This window comes from Mycobacterium heidelbergense (assembly GCF_010730745.1).
Taxonomy (GTDB): domain Bacteria; phylum Actinomycetota; class Actinomycetes; order Mycobacteriales; family Mycobacteriaceae; genus Mycobacterium; species Mycobacterium heidelbergense.
Map to the genome: position 1 here is coordinate 1,915,531 of NZ_AP022615.1, position 14,053 is coordinate 1,929,583.

A 14,053-nucleotide genomic window follows, 5' to 3' on the forward strand; every position below is an offset into this window, starting at 1 on the left:
AGCTCGCGCACATCTTTAGCTCGTAAACAGAGCTATATATGGATGCAGTGAAATCAAGCCCCGACCTGGTCGCCGACATGTTCGGCGTCGTCGGCAGGTTCCGGCGCCAACTGCGCCGATCGGCCGGTCGGGGGTTCGATTCGGCGCGGCTCACCGAGTCGCAGTCGGAGTTGTTGTGGCTCGTCGGCCGGCGACCGGGGATCTCGGTGCGCGCCGCCGCCGCGGAACTCCGACTCGTGCCCAACACCGCCTCGACCCTGGTCTCCAAGCTGGTGGCCGACGGCCTGCTCATCCGGACGGTGGACGAGACGGACCGCCGGGCCTGCCAGTTACGGCTCGCCGAGCCCACCCAGCACATCGTCGACGCGTCCCGGGCCGCCCGGCGTGGGCTGATGTCGGAGGTGCTCGGCGAACTCGATGACGATCAAATCGAGTCTTTGACAAAGGGATTGGAGGTCCTTGACACGATGACCCAACTATTGCAGGAGCGGCGAGCATGAGCGAACGACTGCCGATGGCGATCGACTGCCGAAACCTGACCTACCGGTACGGACGGTTCACCGCGGTCGACGACGTGACCTTGCAGGTGCGGCCCGGTGAGACCATGGGCCTGCTCGGACCCAACGGCGCCGGAAAGACGACGCTGGTCCGCATGTTCACCACCTTGACCCCCGTGCAGCACGGCGAATTGTGCATTTTCGGCATGGACGCCCGCGATCGGACCATCGACATCCGGAGCAACCTCGGCTATGTCCCCCAACAACTTTCGATCGAGCCCACGCTGACCGGCCGGCAGAACGTGCACTGGTTCGCCCGGCTCTACGGCGTGCCGCGCGCCCGCCGGGCCGAACGCGTGGAGCAGGCGCTGGACGCCATGGAGCTTCGCGACGTGGCCGACCGGCCGGCGGGAACCTACTCCGGCGGCATGGTGCGCCGCCTCGAGGTGGCCCAGGCGCTGGTCAACCGCCCGTCGCTGCTGGTGCTCGATGAGCCGACCGTCGGGCTGGATCCGATCGCCCGCGACGGCGTCTGGCAACAGGTGCAAAACATGCAGGCGCAGTTCGGCATGACGGTGCTGCTCACCACGCATTACATGGAGGAGGCCGACGCGCTGTGTGATCGGGTCGCGCTGATGCACCGCGGGGCGTTGCGGGCCGTGGGCACGCCCACCGAGCTCAAGGCCCAGATAGCACCCGGCGCCACGCTCGAAGACGTGTTCCGCCACTACGCGGCGTCCGGTCTGTCCGATCACACGGAGACTTCCGGTTCTTTCCGCGAAATCCGTTCCAGCAGAAAGGTCGCCAGCCGTGCCAGTTGACAGCGCCGCCGACGCCCCGGTAGCCGCCCCGGTCCGCGCCCCGCGCGGATGGCAGCGCGTCCCCGCGACGCTGGGCCGCATCGGCGCGTTCGCGATCGTCGAACTGCAGAAGCTGCGGCACGATCGGACCGAGCTCGTCACCCGGATGGTGCAACCGGCGCTGTGGCTGCTGATCTTCGGCACCACGTTCAGCAAGCTGCACGTCGTCCACACCGGGCCGGTGTCCTATCTGGCCTTCCTGGCGCCGGGAATCATCGCCCAGTCGGCGCTGTTCATCTCGATCTTCTATGGCATACAGATCATCTGGGATCGAGACGCCGGCATCCTCGCCAAGCTCATGGTGACCCCGGCGCCGGCGTCGGCGCTGATCACCGGCAAGGCGTTCGCGGCCGGCGTGCGATCGGTCGCCCAGGTCGTCGGCGTGCTGGCGCTGGCGTACCTGATGAACGTCGGGCTGACCGTCAATCCGCTGCGAATCCTGGCGGCGATGGCCACGGTCATGCTCGGCGCCGCGTTCTTCGCCTGCCTGTCGATGACGCTGGCCGGGCTGGTTCGCAGTCGCGATCGCCTGATGGGGATCGGCCAGGCCATCACGATGCCGTTGTTCTTCGCGTCCAACGCGCTGTACCCGGTCGACGTGATGCCGGCCTGGCTGCGCGCGCTGAGCAAGGTCAACCCGCTCAGCTACGAGGTGGGCGCGCTGCGGGCGCTGTTGATCGGCACCCCGTTCAACCCGATCGACATCGTCGTGCTGGCGGTGGCCGCGGTGGCCGGAATCGGCACGGCGTCAACGCTTCTCCGCCGCCTCGTGGCTTAGGTCACCAATCGTTACCCGCCCGTGACGATTTCGGGCCGACACTCAATCGTTAGCCAACCGCGACTTCGGGCTCCGGCCGCGACAGGCGAATTGCGCCCTTCCCCTGTGTTTCACTGCCTCCTAACGGATTCGACCGCGTCAAGCGGCAGATGAAAGTGGGGATGGGTAGAGGGCTATGTCGTTCTTCGAAGAGGTGCAAAAGTTGCGTGGCGCGGCGGCAAGCGTGCCGCGCCGGCTGGCCATCGCGGCGGTGGGGGCCGCGCTCTTGTCCGGCCTGGTCGGTGCCGTCGGCGGTTCGGCTACCGCGGGGGCGTTCTCCAAGCCGGGTCTTCCGGTGGAATACCTGCAGGTGCCGTCGCCGTCGATGGGCCGCGACATCAAAGTCCAGTTCCAGGGGGGCGGATCGCACGCGGTCTATCTGCTCGACGGTCTCCGCGCCCAGGACGACTACAACGGTTGGGACATCAACACCCCGGCCTTCGAGGAGTACTACCAGTCGGGGCTGTCGGTGATCATGCCGGTGGGCGGACAGTCCAGCTTCTACACCAACTGGTACCAGCCGTCGCAGGGCAACGGGCAGAACTACACCTACAAGTGGGAGACGTTCCTGACCCAGGAGATGCCCGCGTGGTTGCAGGCCAACAAGCAGGTTTCACCGACCGGAAACGCGGCGGTGGGGCTGTCGATGTCGGGCGGCTCCGCGCTGATCCTGGCGGCGTACTACCCGCAGCAATTCCCTTACGCCGCTGCGCTCTCCGCCTTCCTCAACCCGTCCGAGGGCTGGTGGCCGACGCTGATCGGCCTGGCGATGAACGACTCGGGCGGTTACAACGCCAACAGCATGTGGGGCCCGTCCACCGACCCGGCCTGGAAGCGCAACGACCCGATGGTCCAGATTCCGCGGCTGGTTGCCAACAACACCCGGGTCTGGGTCTACTGCGGTAACGGCACCCCCAGCGACCTCGGCGGCGACAACATGCCGGCGAAGTTCCTGGAAGGCCTCACGCTGCGCACCAACCAAACCTTCCAGAACAACTACGTGGCCGCGGGCGGGCGTAATGGGGTGTTCAACTTCCCGGCCAACGGGACACACTCGTGGCCCTACTGGAACCAGCAGCTGGTCGCCATGAAGCCCGACATCATCCAGGTGCTCAACGGCGTCAACAACTCCGCCTAGGAGGCTGAGAACACCGACGATCCAGCATCGGCGGCGGCGCACCGGTCAGCGCTGCCGCCGATGCTGCATTGGTCGACCTGTTAACCGACGGTGGCGCGGCGGTCCTGGTGGTAATACGTGTATCCGGTTGTCAGCGCGCATGTGGCCGAGGCGACCACCAGCATCGCGGTGCCGTTGACGACCAGGCTGATGCAGCCGCCCACCGTGGCGCCCAGGGTGAAGCTGGCGAACAGCAGGAAGTAGCCGAGCCAGTCCGACGCCTTTCCACCGGCGATATGGCGTTCGATGCCCTGGCCCATCTTGACCAGCGTGCCGGTCACGTAGCTCAGCGGCACCGACACCTCGCCATCCTTGACGAACGAGGTGTTCAACGCGCCAATGCCGAAGACCACCAGCATGACTGGCGGGAAATCGAGAAGGCTTTCCTCCCACCCCTCGTCGATGAGGTCCACCACGGTGGCGGCCACCAGGCTGAAGGTGGTCAGCATCGTGGGGCCGTGGGGATGCGCCGTCCAGAAACGCCGCCTGCACATCGACGCGACCACCACGCCGGCGACGAAGCACAGCAGCAGCAACCCCGCCGTGATCGACAGCGTCACGTCCCGCCGGAAGTAGCCCAACACGGCGCGTTGAGCGTTGCCGGTCATGAACGTCACGAAGTATCCGGCGGAGTGGGTGAACGCGGTCGCGCCGAGCACGCCGGCCAGCACCGCCAGCACCCACGACAACCTCGCCTCGCTATCGAAAATCTCGCTCGTCACGCGAACATGCTTTCAGAACCGGTCAGTTCGCGCAGCGCGGCGATCTAAACGAGAGCTAAGCGGCGGTCAGCCGGGCGATGGAACGCAGCGGGATCGGCAGCCACCCCGGCCGGTGCCGGGCCTCGTAGCCGGCCTCGTACACCGCCTTGTCGAGTTCGTAGGCGGCCAGCAGCTGCGCCGAATCCCGCGGGTCGATCCCGGACACGGCCGTGTAGCCGTCGCAGAACGCGGCGCAATTGCGCTCGACCCATTCCCGGGCGCGCGCGGCCAGTTGCTTGTCGGCGCCCTGGTCGATCAGCGGCCCGTAGGCGGCGTACTCGAAGGAGCGCAAGACACCGGCCACGTCGCGCAACGGTGAATCCGGTGCCCGCCGCTCGTCGAGCGGCTGGCCGGGCTCCCCCTCGAAGTCGATCAGCAGCCAGCTCTCGGGGGTACGCAGCACCTGTCCCAGGTGCAGATCGCCGTGCACGCGCTGCACCGTGATCGTCTCGCCGGCGAGCTTGCCGAATCGCTCCTCGATCGTTGCCGCGTACTCCCGCAATTCGGGAACCTTTGCCACGGTCGACGACAGCCGCGCCAGCACGGTGTCCACCGGGAACGGCGCCTGCGCCGTCCCGAGGCGCTCGGCCAGGGTGGCGTGCACGGACGCCACCGCTTCGCCGAGCCGGTTCGCTTCGGCGGCGAAGTCTCCGCCGACCTCGTGGGCATACAGGTCGCCCTCGGCGAACAGGTCACGAACGCTCGCGGTGGCCATGGCCCAACCTTCGGCGGCGTTGGACGCGAATTCGGTCACCATGCCCAGGGGCCACGCCTCGTCCGGCGAACGGGGGTCCGGCGCGGCCATCTGGTAAGTGCCGAGCAACCGTGCCACATGCGGGTTGCCGGCCCGGGCCAGCACCCTGTTCAGTTCGATGTCGGGATTGACGCCGCTGCTGACCCGGCGGAACACCTTGAAGATGGCGCGCCGATCGAAGATCACGCTGGTGTTGCTCTGCTCCGCGTCGGAGACGTGCGGCAGCGCGTCGAGCGGCAGCTCGACGTCCGGCTCCTTGGTAAACGCCACTTCGCCGCCGGACGAGCCGCGGACCGCCGCCGAGTCGACGAGCGACAGCAGAAACCGGGGTGCGTCCGAGTCGTAGAGCGCGTCGAATCCGGTGCGGTCGTCGGCTGCTCCGATCGTGGCGACCGCGCTGTACTCCGAGACCGGCGCGGAATCCCACCCGACGATCACCTGGTAGCGCTCCGACGACCCGTCGGTGTAGTCGACGTCGACCAGGACCAGGTCGAGATCGTCCCGCAGCGGGACGACCATGCCCGCCTCGGCGGCGGACAGCTCTCGGTTGCGCCCGGCGTACCACCGTTGTTGGGGAAGCCACTCGGACCACGGCAGCTTGGCCGGCTGAGTCATTTCCGCCGCTCCTTTCCCCACTGCATCGTTGCGGCGCGGGTCATGCATCCTCCTCACCCGGGGTCAACTGGAACCAGTAGAACCCGTGTCCCGGCAGGGTCAGCAGGTAGGGCAGGTGACCGACGCGGGGAAACTCCACATGCCCGGTGAGCTCGACGGGCGTGCGGCCGCTCCAATGTTGCAGGTTCAGTTCGATCGGCTGGGGGAACCGCGACAGGTTGTTGACGCAGAGCACCGTGTCGCCGTCGGCTCCCGCTTGGCGCACGAACGCCAGCACCGACGGGTTGGACCCGCCCAATTCCTCGAAGTTCCCGACGGCGAAGGCCTCATGCCGGCCCCGCACCGCCAGCATCATGCGGGTGAAGTTGAGCAGCGACGTCGAGGTGTCCCGTTGCGCCTCCACGTTGACCGCCTGGTAGCCGTAGACCGGATCCTGGCTGGGCGGCAGGTACAGCCGCCCCGGGTTGGCCTTGGAGAAGCCGGCGTTGCGGTCCGGCGTCCACTGCATCGGGGTGCGCACCCCGTCGCGGTCCCCCAGCCAGATCACGTCGCCCATGCCGATCTCGTCGCCGTAGTACAGGACCGGCGAGCCGGGCAGCGACAGCAGCAGCGCGGTGAACAACTCGATCTGGTTGCGGTCGTTGTCCAGCAGCGGCGCCAGGCGGCGCCGGATCCCGACGTTCGCCTTCATCCGCGGATCCTTGGCGTACTCGGAGTACATGTAGTCGCGTTCCTCGTCGGTGACCATTTCCAGCGTCAACTCGTCGTGGTTGCGCAGGAAGATCCCCCACTGCGCCAGCTCCGGGATCTCGGGCGTCTGCGCCAGGATCTCCGAGATCGGAAACCGCGACTCCCGGCGAACCGCCATGAAGATGCGCGGCATCAACGGGAAATGGAACGCCATGTGGCACTCGTCGCCGCCCGTGCTGGCGTCGCCGAAGTACTCGACGACGTCGGCCGGCCACTGGTTGGCCTCGGCCAGCAGCACCCGGCCCGGGAACTCGTCGTCGACCACCTTGCGCACCCGCTTGAGGAACGCGTGCGTCTCGGGCAGGTTCTCGCAGTTCGTGCCCTCCCGCTCGAAGAGGTAGGGCACGGCGTCCAGCCGGAAGCCGTCGATGCCGAGGCCGAGCCAGAACCGAAGGACGTCGATCATCGCCTCCTGCACGCCCGGGTTGTCGTAGTTCAGGTCCGGTTGGTGGGAAAAAAACCGGTGCCAGTAGAACTGGCGGCGGACCGGATCGAAGGTCCAGTTCGACTCCTCGGTGTCGACGAAGATGATCCGCGCGTCGGTGTAGCGCTCGCTGGTGTCGCTCCACACGTAGTAGTCGCCGTACGGCCCGTCGGGGTCGCGCCGCGACTCCTGAAACCACGGGTGCGACTCGGACGTGTGGTTCATCACCAGGTCGGTGATCACCCGGATCCCCCGCTCGTGCGCCGCGTCGAGCAGGGCGACGAAGTCCTCGACCGTCCCGAACTCGGGCAGCACCTTGTAGAAGTCCCGGATGTCGTAGCCGCCGTCGCGCAGCGGTGAATCGTAGAACGGCGGCAGCCAGATGCAGTCGATCCCCAGCCACTGCAGGTAGTCCAGGCGTTCCATGAGCCCACGCAGGTCGCCCTGCCCGTCGGCGTTGGCGTCATGGAATGCCCGGACCAACACCTCGTAGAAAACCGCGTGTTTGAACCACGTGGGGTCGGCGGGCAGGGCGGCGGCGTTCTCGAAATCCTCGGCGTCCGGATGCTCGACGACGCCGCCCTCGACGTGGCTGCCCTCCGCGGGATCGTGCTCGACGGCGTCTCGTGCGTCGTTCATCAATTCCACGATGCCACGGGTACCCGAGGCGGGACGCGCGGAATCAGGCCCGCCGGCACACCGCGAACCACGCTGGGCCGCAACCGAATCGGACGGAACCGGGCATGGTCCGGCGGACGTCAGGCCGGAGGCCCGTCCGCCAACGTCACGGGCGCGCTGCGATCGCCTTCGCCCCTGGTGCGCCAGTGCAGGACAACGGTGTCCCCGGGATGATGCGGGACGAGCACATCGGTCATCGACGTGGCCCCATTGACCGGGACGTTGTCGACCCCGATGATGACGTCGCCGGCGGAAATCCCGGTCGCCGCGGCGGGGCCGCTGCCGACCACGCGTTCGACCCGGGCGCCGTTGCCGCCGTTGTCCGCGACGCCCAGGCCAAGGAAGGCCGTCGGGCCGATGTGCACCGTGTTCGACCCGGCGCCGGCCCGGATCTGTCCGGCGACCCCCATCGCCGTGCCGATCGGAATGGCGAAGCCCTGCCCGCCGGACATCTTGTAGCTGTCGGTGGCGGCGGTGTTCATGCCGATCACCTGGCCGGCGTTGTTGACCATGGGGCCGCCCGAGTCGCCGGGCCTGATCGCGGCGTCCGCCTGGATCAACCCGCCCAGCGTCTCGTCCGCGCCCGTCAGGGTGTCGGTCGCCGACACGGTCTGGTTGAGGGCGACGACCTTGCCGGCCACCGCGCTCGGCGTTCCACCCTGGCCGCCGGCGTTGCCCAGCGCGACGACGGGCTCACCGATCGAGACCCCGCCCCCGATGTTGGCGGCGGGCAGGCCGCCCCCGCCACGCAGCTGCAGGACCGCGACGTCGGCGGTTCGGTCGTAGCCGATCACGTCAACGGCATACGTCTGGCCGTTGCCGACCGCGAACGCGTTGATGTCGGTGGCACCCGAGATCACGTGGTTGTTGGTCAGCACGACGCCGCCCGGGTCGATGATGATGCCGGTTCCCGCCCCGACCGCGTTGTTGTAGCCGAACTTGGTGCTGATGTCGACCACCTGGGGGCCGACCCTGCCGACGATCCCCGAGGGGTCGAGCGGCGCCAGGGGCGGGTCGCCGAGCCGGTCGAGCGGCGGGGCGGATGGCCCAGGAGTGGTGGCGGATGCCGGCAGCGCGCCCGGGCCCAGGCCCAATCCGACCACAGCCAGCACGCTGGCTAACCATGACCACCAGAGCGAGCGGTGGTGCCCTTTGCTCATCCCGTCACCTCCTGCGTCGCAATAAGAACCGGAATTGGCCCAGCGTCCGCGTCTGGGCGGCATGATCTAGTCCGTATAACCGTAATGCAGATAGCTATGCGCGACAGCGGTCAGGGCCTCATTGGCCGTCTGTCCTGCGGGTCCTTGCTCACGCCCGTCCGGGGATGGGATAGGCCAGGTGGTGGCTGACGTCCCCGACCATGTCGATGAGCGTGAGGTCCCGGTAGCTGAACCGCCACCGCCCGTCGACGCGTTCGAACCGGTCGTGGTAGCGGCCGGTGACAATGGTCTGCAGCGGGAACCCGTCGGTCTGCTGCAGCACCGTGTAGTAGCTGCGGCAACTCGCGGTGCCGGCGTCCTCGTCGATCTCGACGATCGGGTTCGTGGTCACGTGCTTGGTTCTCGGCGTCCCGTCCGGATGGAGCATGATCAGCGACTTCCAGATGGCCAGCAGCCGGTCCGCGCCGATCGTGTCGGGTTCGGCGTCCGGGCCGCCGATCCGGACGCGGGCGTGCCCGAACAGCGCGGCCGCCGCCGCCAAATCGCCGGCGTCGATGCATTCGGCGTAGCGATACAGGAGGTTGGTGATCTGCGTCTCCGCCAGCATGCGGTTAACCTACGGCCCTAAGCTGACCGGGTGGGCGAAATCGACCCCAAGGCCTGGTTCACGCGGTCCCCGATCGCCCGGCTGGCCACGATCACGCCCGACGGCATGCCGCACCTGGTGCCCGTGGTGTTCGCGGTCGACGGCGACCCGCGCGGCGACAACGACGTCGTGTACACGGCGGTCGACGCGAAACGGAAGACGACGCGGCGGCTGCGCCGGCTCGCCAACATCGAGAGCAACCCGCGGGTCAGCCTGCTGGTCGACCACTATGCCGACGATTGGGCGCAGCTGTGGTGGGTCCGGGCCGACGGCGTCGCCGCGATCCATTCCGGCGGCGCGGCGATGGACACCGGTTACCGGTTGCTGCGCGCCAAATACCCTCAGTACCAAGACGTTCCGTTGAACGGGCCGGTCATCGCGGTCGCGGTGCGCCGCTGGTCCGGCTGGCACGCCTGAGACACGACGGGCCCGGCCGGGACGGGCCAACCCCGATCGTGGCCGGCCGGTGGCCTTGTGTTGGGCGGCGGTTGGGGGAAAAGTTGCTTACAGGGTCCTGTGGTCTGGCACACATCGGGCCACGCCCGCGTCGGCGGGTGCGCGTGAGCGACCCGCGGAACTGGAGGAAAGTCATGGCGGACAAGGCGAACGCTTCCCAGGGCGCGGCGGCCGCCCCCACCGCGAACGGCCCGGGCGACGTCCGCAACGTGGTCCTGGTCGGGCCCTCGGGGGGCGGCAAGACCACCCTGGTCGAGGCCCTGCTGGTCGCCGCCGGGGTGCTGTCCAGGCCGGGCTCGGTCACCGACGGCAGCACGGTCTGCGACTACGACGATGCCGAGATCCGCCAGCAGCGGTCCGTGGGTGTCGCCGTGGCCTCCCTGTCCCACGGCGGCGTCAAGATCAACCTGGTCGACACGCCCGGGTACGCCGACTTCGTCGGCGAGTTGCGGGCCGGGTTGCGGGCCGCCGACTGCGCGCTGTTCGTGATCGCGGCGAACGAGGGCGTCGACGAGCCGACCAAGTCGCTCTGGCAGGAATGCAGCCAGGTCGGCATGCCCCGCGCCGTGGTGATCACCAAGCTCGACCACGCCCGGGCGAACTATCAGGAGGCGCTGGCGGCCGCGCAAAACGCGTTCGGCGACAAGGTCCTGCCGCTGTACCTGCCGACCGGTGACGGGCTGATCGGCTTGCTGTCGCAGACGCGCTACCAGTACACCGACGGCAAGCGGACCAGCCACGAGCCGGACCCGTCGGACGCCGACCGCATCGAGGAGGCGCGCGGCACCCTGATCGAGGGAATCATCGAGGAATCCGAGGACGAGTCCCTGATGGACCGTTATCTCGGCGGTGAGTCGATCGACGAGTCGGCGCTCATCGAGGACCTCGAGCGGGCCGTCGCCCGGGCGTCCTTTTTCCCGGTCATCCCGGTGTGCAGCGGCACCGGCGTCGGCACGCTGGAATTGCTGGAGGTCGCCACCCGGGGGTTCCCGTCGCCCACGGAACACGCGCTGCCGGAGGTGTTCACGCCGAACGGTGCCACGCACGCGACGCTGGCCTGTGACGCCGACGCGCCGTTGCTCGCGGAGGTGGTGAAGACGACGTCGGACCCCTACGTCGGCAGGGTCAGCCTGGTCCGGGTGTTCTCCGGGACCATCAGGCCCGACGCGACGGTTCACGTGTCGGGCCATTTTGCGTCGTTCTTCGGCGGCGGCGAAGGGGCTCAAGGGAACGGGAATTCGCACCCCGACCACGACGAGGACGAACGCATCGGGGTCCTGTCCTTTCCGCTGGGCAAGCAGCAGCGCCCCGCGGCGTCGGTGGTGGCGGGCGACATCTGCGCGATCGGCAAGCTGAGCCGGGCCGAAACCGGGGACACGCTCTCGGACAAGTCCGAGCCGCTGGTGCTGCGGCCGTGGACGATGCCCGAGCCCCTGCTGCCGGTCGCCATCCAGGCGCACGCCAAGACCGACGAGGACAAGCTTTCGGTCGGGCTCGGGCGGTTGGCCGCCGAGGACCCGACCCTGCGGATCGAGCAGAACCAGGAAACGCACCAGATCGTGCTGTGGTGCATGGGCGAGGCGCACGCCGGCGTCGTCCTCGACGGGCTGGCCAACCGGTACGGCGTCACGGTGGACACGGTGGATCTCCGCGTCCCCCTGCGAGAAACGTTCGGCGGCAAGGCGAAAGGCCACGGCCGCCACATCAAGCAGTCCGGCGGGCACGGCCAGTACGGGGTGTGCGACATCGAGGTGGAGCCGCTGCCGGAGGGCTCCGGATTCGAGTTCGTCGACAAGGTCGTCGGCGGGGCGGTGCCGCGCCAATTCATCCCGAGCGTGGAGAAGGGGGTGCGCGCGCAGATGGAAAGGGGCGTGCACGCCGGCTACCCGGTCGTCGACATCCGGGTCACGCTGCTCGACGGCAAGGCCCACAGCGTGGATTCGTCCGACTTCGCGTTCCAGGCGGCGGGCGCGCTGGCGTTGCGGGAGGCCGCCGCGGCGACGAGGGTGACACTGCTCGAGCCGATCGACGAGATCTCGGTGCTGGTGCCCGACGATTTCGTCGGCGCGGTGATGGGCGACCTGTCGGGGCGCCGCGGCCGGGTGCTCGGGACCGAGACCGCCGGCCACGAACGCACGGTGGTCAGGGCCGAGGTGCCTCAGGTCGAGCTGACGCGCTACGCGATCGACCTGCGTTCGCTCTCGCACGGGGCCGCGTCGTTCACCCGCTCGTTCGCCCGCTACGAGCCCATGCCGGAGTCGGCGGCCACGCGGGTCAAAACGACCGCGTGACGGCCGGTTGACGCATGTCGACATTCGACGGACTTCCGGCGCACATCCTGCTCAACCATTTCGTCGTGGTCCTCGCGCCGCTGACGGCGGTCCTGGCGATCCTTTGCGCGCTGTGGCCCGGGGCGCGACGACGGCTGATCTGGCTGGTTTTCCTGCTGGCCGTGGGCACGGTCGCGTTGACGCCGTTGACCACCAGCTCGGGTGGGTGGCTGGCGGCCCGCGTCGGTGCGTCGCCCGCCCTGGCGGCGCACGCGCAGCTCGGCGAGACCCTCATCTACCTGGTGGCGGCGCTGCTGGCCGCCGTGTCGCTGCTGACCGCGGTCCACATTCGCCAGGCGCGCGGGCACGCGGTCAAGTTCTCCCTTCACTCGTTGGTCGGGGTGCTGGTGATCGCCGCCGCGGTGGGCACCCTGGTGCAGACCTACCGCATCGGCGATTCGGGCGCCCGGGCCGCATGGGGAAGCGTGACGTCGTCCGCCCAGTGAGCGCCGCCGAACCGGTCGGCCACGGCGCGGCGGTCCAGCGACCCCTTCGCGGTGTGCGGCAGCGCGCCGGCCTCCCGGAAGGCGGCGGGCACCTCGAAGGGCGCCAGCCGCCCGCGGCAGAACGCCGCAAGCTCGGCCGCGGTCGGCGCGGGGGATTCCCGGGGCACGATCACCGCGGCCACGGTCTCCCCGTACATCGGGTCCGGCACGCCGAACACGGCGACCTCCAGAACGTTGGGATGGCCGGCCAGCACCCCCTCGACGTGCTCCGGCGAAATCTTTTCGCCGCCCCGGTTGATGAGTTCCTTGATCCGGCCGCGGATGCTCAGGTCGCCGGCCGTCGACAGCGATCCCAGGTCGCCGGTGTGCAGCCAGCCGTCGGTGAAGTTGGCGGCGCCGAGGTAGCCGCGCACCACGGTGGGGCCGCGTAGCCATACCTCCCCGACGGCTTCCGCGGGCAGGGGCCGGCCGTCGGGCCCGACGATCCGGATTTCCGGTCCGGTCGACCGGCCCACCAGACCCGGTGTCGCAGCGGGGTTTTGGGTAGCGTCGGCGCCCGTCGTGGCCACCTGGTGAGTCGCCTCGGTCATGCCGAAGGCGCACACCACCGGCGCCGCGAACGTCTCGTGCAGCGCCTGCGCCGTTTCCGCGGTGAGCGGCGCGCTGCAGCTTCGGATGAAGCGCAGCGCGGCTCGGCCGTCGCCCGGCCGCTCGGTCTTGGCGCGCTCCAACAGGATCTGGTGGATCGTCGGGACCGCGGTGTACCAGGTGGCCCCGACGGCGTCGATGTCATCCCAGAACGTGTGCGCCGAGAACCGCCCGCGCGCCGGCAGCAGCACCGCGCCCCCGGACGCCAGGGTCGCGAGCAACGCGGCGAGCAGCCCGTGACCGTGGTAGAGCGGCATCACCGCAACCGTCGCATCCCGCGGGCCGAGCCCGTACCCGGCGACGATGGCGCGCACCGAGCCGGCGATGTTGTCGTGCGTCCACGGGACCATCTTCGGCGTGCCGGTGGTTCCGCCGGTGAACATGATCATGGCGTCGTCGTCGCGCAGCCCCTCGGGCGTCGATGCGTCTTGCGTGGGCCCCGACCCGGCATCCAGGTGGACCGCCGGGGCGCGCCCGTCGCGGCCGACGGTCACGGCGAGCGGCCACCACCGCAGGCCCGACTCCCGTTGAGCCTCGGTGTCTTCGGGGCCGACGCCGTCGACGAGCACCACCCGCGCGCCCGCCGCCTCGGTTCGGGCGCGTTGCTCGCCGACGGGCAACGCCGGGTCCAACGGGACCACGATCAGCCCCGCCCGCGACGCCGCCAGCAAGGCGACGACGAATTCCGCGTTGCTTGCGGCACGCAACGCGACCCGGTCACCGGCCAGCAGGCCACCCCGCCTCAGCTGCCCGGCGAGGTCGTCCACCAGCCGGACCAAGTCGCGGTAGCTGACCGGTACGCGATCGGAGGTGACGACGAGCGCCGGCGCCTCGGGCTGCCGGCGTGCCGCGTCCTCGATCAGATCGGCGATGCGCGGGCTTCGGCCTTCGCCCGTCGGCCCCGCCGCGACCCCGTCGCCGGTAACCCCAGACCCCATCGCCATGCTCCTTCCGCTGCACCGCGAGACGCCGCCGCCGGCATCGTGCCGCGGTCGATGGGCGGCGTCGATCACGGCCTGGCGGCATAGTCTTGG

General features: G+C 69.2%; 13 protein-coding genes. 7 read left to right on the forward strand and 6 right to left on the reverse strand.

Annotation, left to right across the window (positions count from 1 at the left end; all coding sequences use genetic code 11):
• Positions 1-38: 38 nt before the first annotated feature.
• The 4 genes from G6N25_RS09060 to ag85C all read left to right on the forward strand — a co-directional run bounded on the left by G6N25_RS09060 (position 39) and on the right by ag85C (position 3,312).
• Positions 39-500 carry a MarR family winged helix-turn-helix transcriptional regulator gene (locus G6N25_RS09060; RefSeq protein WP_083072934.1) on the forward strand — a complete coding sequence of 154 codons (462 nt, stop codon included), beginning with the start codon at positions 39-41 and terminating at the stop codon, positions 498-500.
• Positions 497-1,318 carry an ATP-binding cassette domain-containing protein gene (locus tag G6N25_RS09065; RefSeq protein WP_083072935.1) on the forward strand — a complete coding sequence of 274 codons (822 nt, stop codon included), beginning with the start codon at positions 497-499 and terminating at the stop codon, positions 1,316-1,318. Before G6N25_RS09060 ends, G6N25_RS09065 begins: the two co-directional genes overlap by 4 nt.
• Entirely contained in the window at positions 1,308-2,135 is an 828-nt protein-coding gene (locus G6N25_RS09070; RefSeq protein ID WP_083072936.1) for an ABC transporter permease, read from the forward strand. The genes G6N25_RS09065 and G6N25_RS09070 overlap by 11 nt, the downstream gene beginning before the upstream one ends.
• Before the next feature lie 175 nt (positions 2,136-2,310).
• Positions 2,311-3,312 (forward strand): diacylglycerol acyltransferase/mycolyltransferase Ag85C, encoded by a 1,002-nt coding sequence (gene ag85C, locus G6N25_RS09075; RefSeq protein WP_083072937.1) that lies wholly within the window; start codon positions 2,311-2,313, stop codon positions 3,310-3,312.
• Between the two features lie 80 nt (positions 3,313-3,392).
• Here ag85C and G6N25_RS09080 read toward each other — a convergent pair whose 3' ends face one another.
• The 5 genes from G6N25_RS09080 to G6N25_RS09100 form a co-directional block, all read right to left on the reverse strand.
• Positions 3,393-4,073 carry a YoaK family protein gene (locus G6N25_RS09080; RefSeq protein WP_083072938.1) on the reverse strand — a complete coding sequence of 227 codons (681 nt, stop codon included), beginning with the start codon at positions 4,071-4,073 and terminating at the stop codon, positions 3,393-3,395.
• A gap of 55 nt (positions 4,074-4,128) precedes the next feature.
• On the reverse strand, positions 4,129-5,481 hold the full coding sequence (locus tag G6N25_RS09085) for a maltokinase N-terminal cap-like domain-containing protein (RefSeq protein WP_083072939.1): 1,353 nt from the start codon (positions 5,479-5,481) through the stop codon (positions 4,129-4,131).
• A gap of 40 nt (positions 5,482-5,521) precedes the next feature.
• Positions 5,522-7,294, reverse strand: coding sequence for a maltose alpha-D-glucosyltransferase (gene treS / locus G6N25_RS09090; RefSeq protein WP_083072940.1), 1,773 nt, complete (start codon positions 7,292-7,294; stop codon positions 5,522-5,524).
• A gap of 119 nt (positions 7,295-7,413) precedes the next feature.
• Positions 7,414-8,493 carry a S1C family serine protease gene (locus tag G6N25_RS09095; RefSeq protein ID WP_083072941.1) on the reverse strand — a complete coding sequence of 360 codons (1,080 nt, stop codon included), beginning with the start codon at positions 8,491-8,493 and terminating at the stop codon, positions 7,414-7,416.
• A gap of 148 nt (positions 8,494-8,641) precedes the next feature.
• On the reverse strand, positions 8,642-9,100 hold the full coding sequence (locus G6N25_RS09100; protein ID WP_083072942.1) for a nuclear transport factor 2 family protein: 459 nt from the start codon (positions 9,098-9,100) through the stop codon (positions 8,642-8,644).
• 30 nt (positions 9,101-9,130) lie between these two features.
• Here G6N25_RS09100 and G6N25_RS09105 point away from each other — a divergent pair, with 30 nt between their 5' ends.
• The 3 genes from G6N25_RS09105 to G6N25_RS09115 all read left to right on the forward strand — a co-directional run bounded on the left by G6N25_RS09105 (position 9,131) and on the right by G6N25_RS09115 (position 12,371).
• On the forward strand, positions 9,131-9,556 hold the full coding sequence (locus tag G6N25_RS09105) for a TIGR03668 family PPOX class F420-dependent oxidoreductase (protein WP_083072943.1): 426 nt from the start codon (positions 9,131-9,133) through the stop codon (positions 9,554-9,556).
• A gap of 173 nt (positions 9,557-9,729) precedes the next feature.
• On the forward strand, positions 9,730-11,886 hold the full coding sequence (locus G6N25_RS09110) for an elongation factor G-like protein EF-G2 (protein WP_083072944.1): 2,157 nt from the start codon (positions 9,730-9,732) through the stop codon (positions 11,884-11,886).
• A 14-nt stretch (positions 11,887-11,900) separates the two neighbouring features.
• Entirely contained in the window at positions 11,901-12,371 is a 471-nt protein-coding gene (locus tag G6N25_RS09115) for a DUF2231 domain-containing protein (RefSeq protein ID WP_083072945.1), read from the forward strand.
• Here the strand turns inward: G6N25_RS09115 and G6N25_RS09120 are convergent.
• Positions 12,308-13,957 carry a FadD7 family fatty acid--CoA ligase gene (locus G6N25_RS09120; RefSeq protein WP_083073091.1) on the reverse strand — a complete coding sequence of 550 codons (1,650 nt, stop codon included), beginning with the start codon at positions 13,955-13,957 and terminating at the stop codon, positions 12,308-12,310. The genes G6N25_RS09115 and G6N25_RS09120 overlap by 64 nt on opposite strands.
• Between the last annotated feature and the right edge of the window lie 96 nt (positions 13,958-14,053).

Bases quoted from the DNA above. Each gene is read 5' to 3' on its own strand.
- G6N25_RS09060 (WP_083072934.1), top strand. From the start codon at position 39: ATGGATGCAGTGAAATCAAGCCCCGACCTGGTCGCCGACATGTTCGGC.
- G6N25_RS09085 (WP_083072939.1), bottom strand. From the start codon at position 5,481: ATGACTCAGCCGGCCAAGCTGCCGTGGTCCGAGTGGCTTCCCCAACAA.
- G6N25_RS09115 (WP_083072945.1), top strand. From the start codon at position 11,901: ATGTCGACATTCGACGGACTTCCGGCGCACATCCTGCTCAACCATTTC.
- G6N25_RS09065 (WP_083072935.1), top strand. From the start codon at position 497: ATGAGCGAACGACTGCCGATGGCGATCGACTGCCGAAACCTGACCTAC.
- G6N25_RS09120 (WP_083073091.1), bottom strand. From the start codon at position 13,957: ATGGGGTCTGGGGTTACCGGCGACGGGGTCGCGGCGGGGCCGACGGGC.
- G6N25_RS09100 (WP_083072942.1), bottom strand. From the start codon at position 9,100: ATGCTGGCGGAGACGCAGATCACCAACCTCCTGTATCGCTACGCCGAA.
- ag85C (WP_083072937.1), top strand. From the start codon at position 2,311: ATGTCGTTCTTCGAAGAGGTGCAAAAGTTGCGTGGCGCGGCGGCAAGC.
- G6N25_RS09110 (WP_083072944.1), top strand. From the start codon at position 9,730: ATGGCGGACAAGGCGAACGCTTCCCAGGGCGCGGCGGCCGCCCCCACC.
- G6N25_RS09095 (WP_083072941.1), bottom strand. From the start codon at position 8,493: ATGAGCAAAGGGCACCACCGCTCGCTCTGGTGGTCATGGTTAGCCAGC.
- treS (WP_083072940.1), bottom strand. From the start codon at position 7,294: ATGAACGACGCACGAGACGCCGTCGAGCACGATCCCGCGGAGGGCAGC.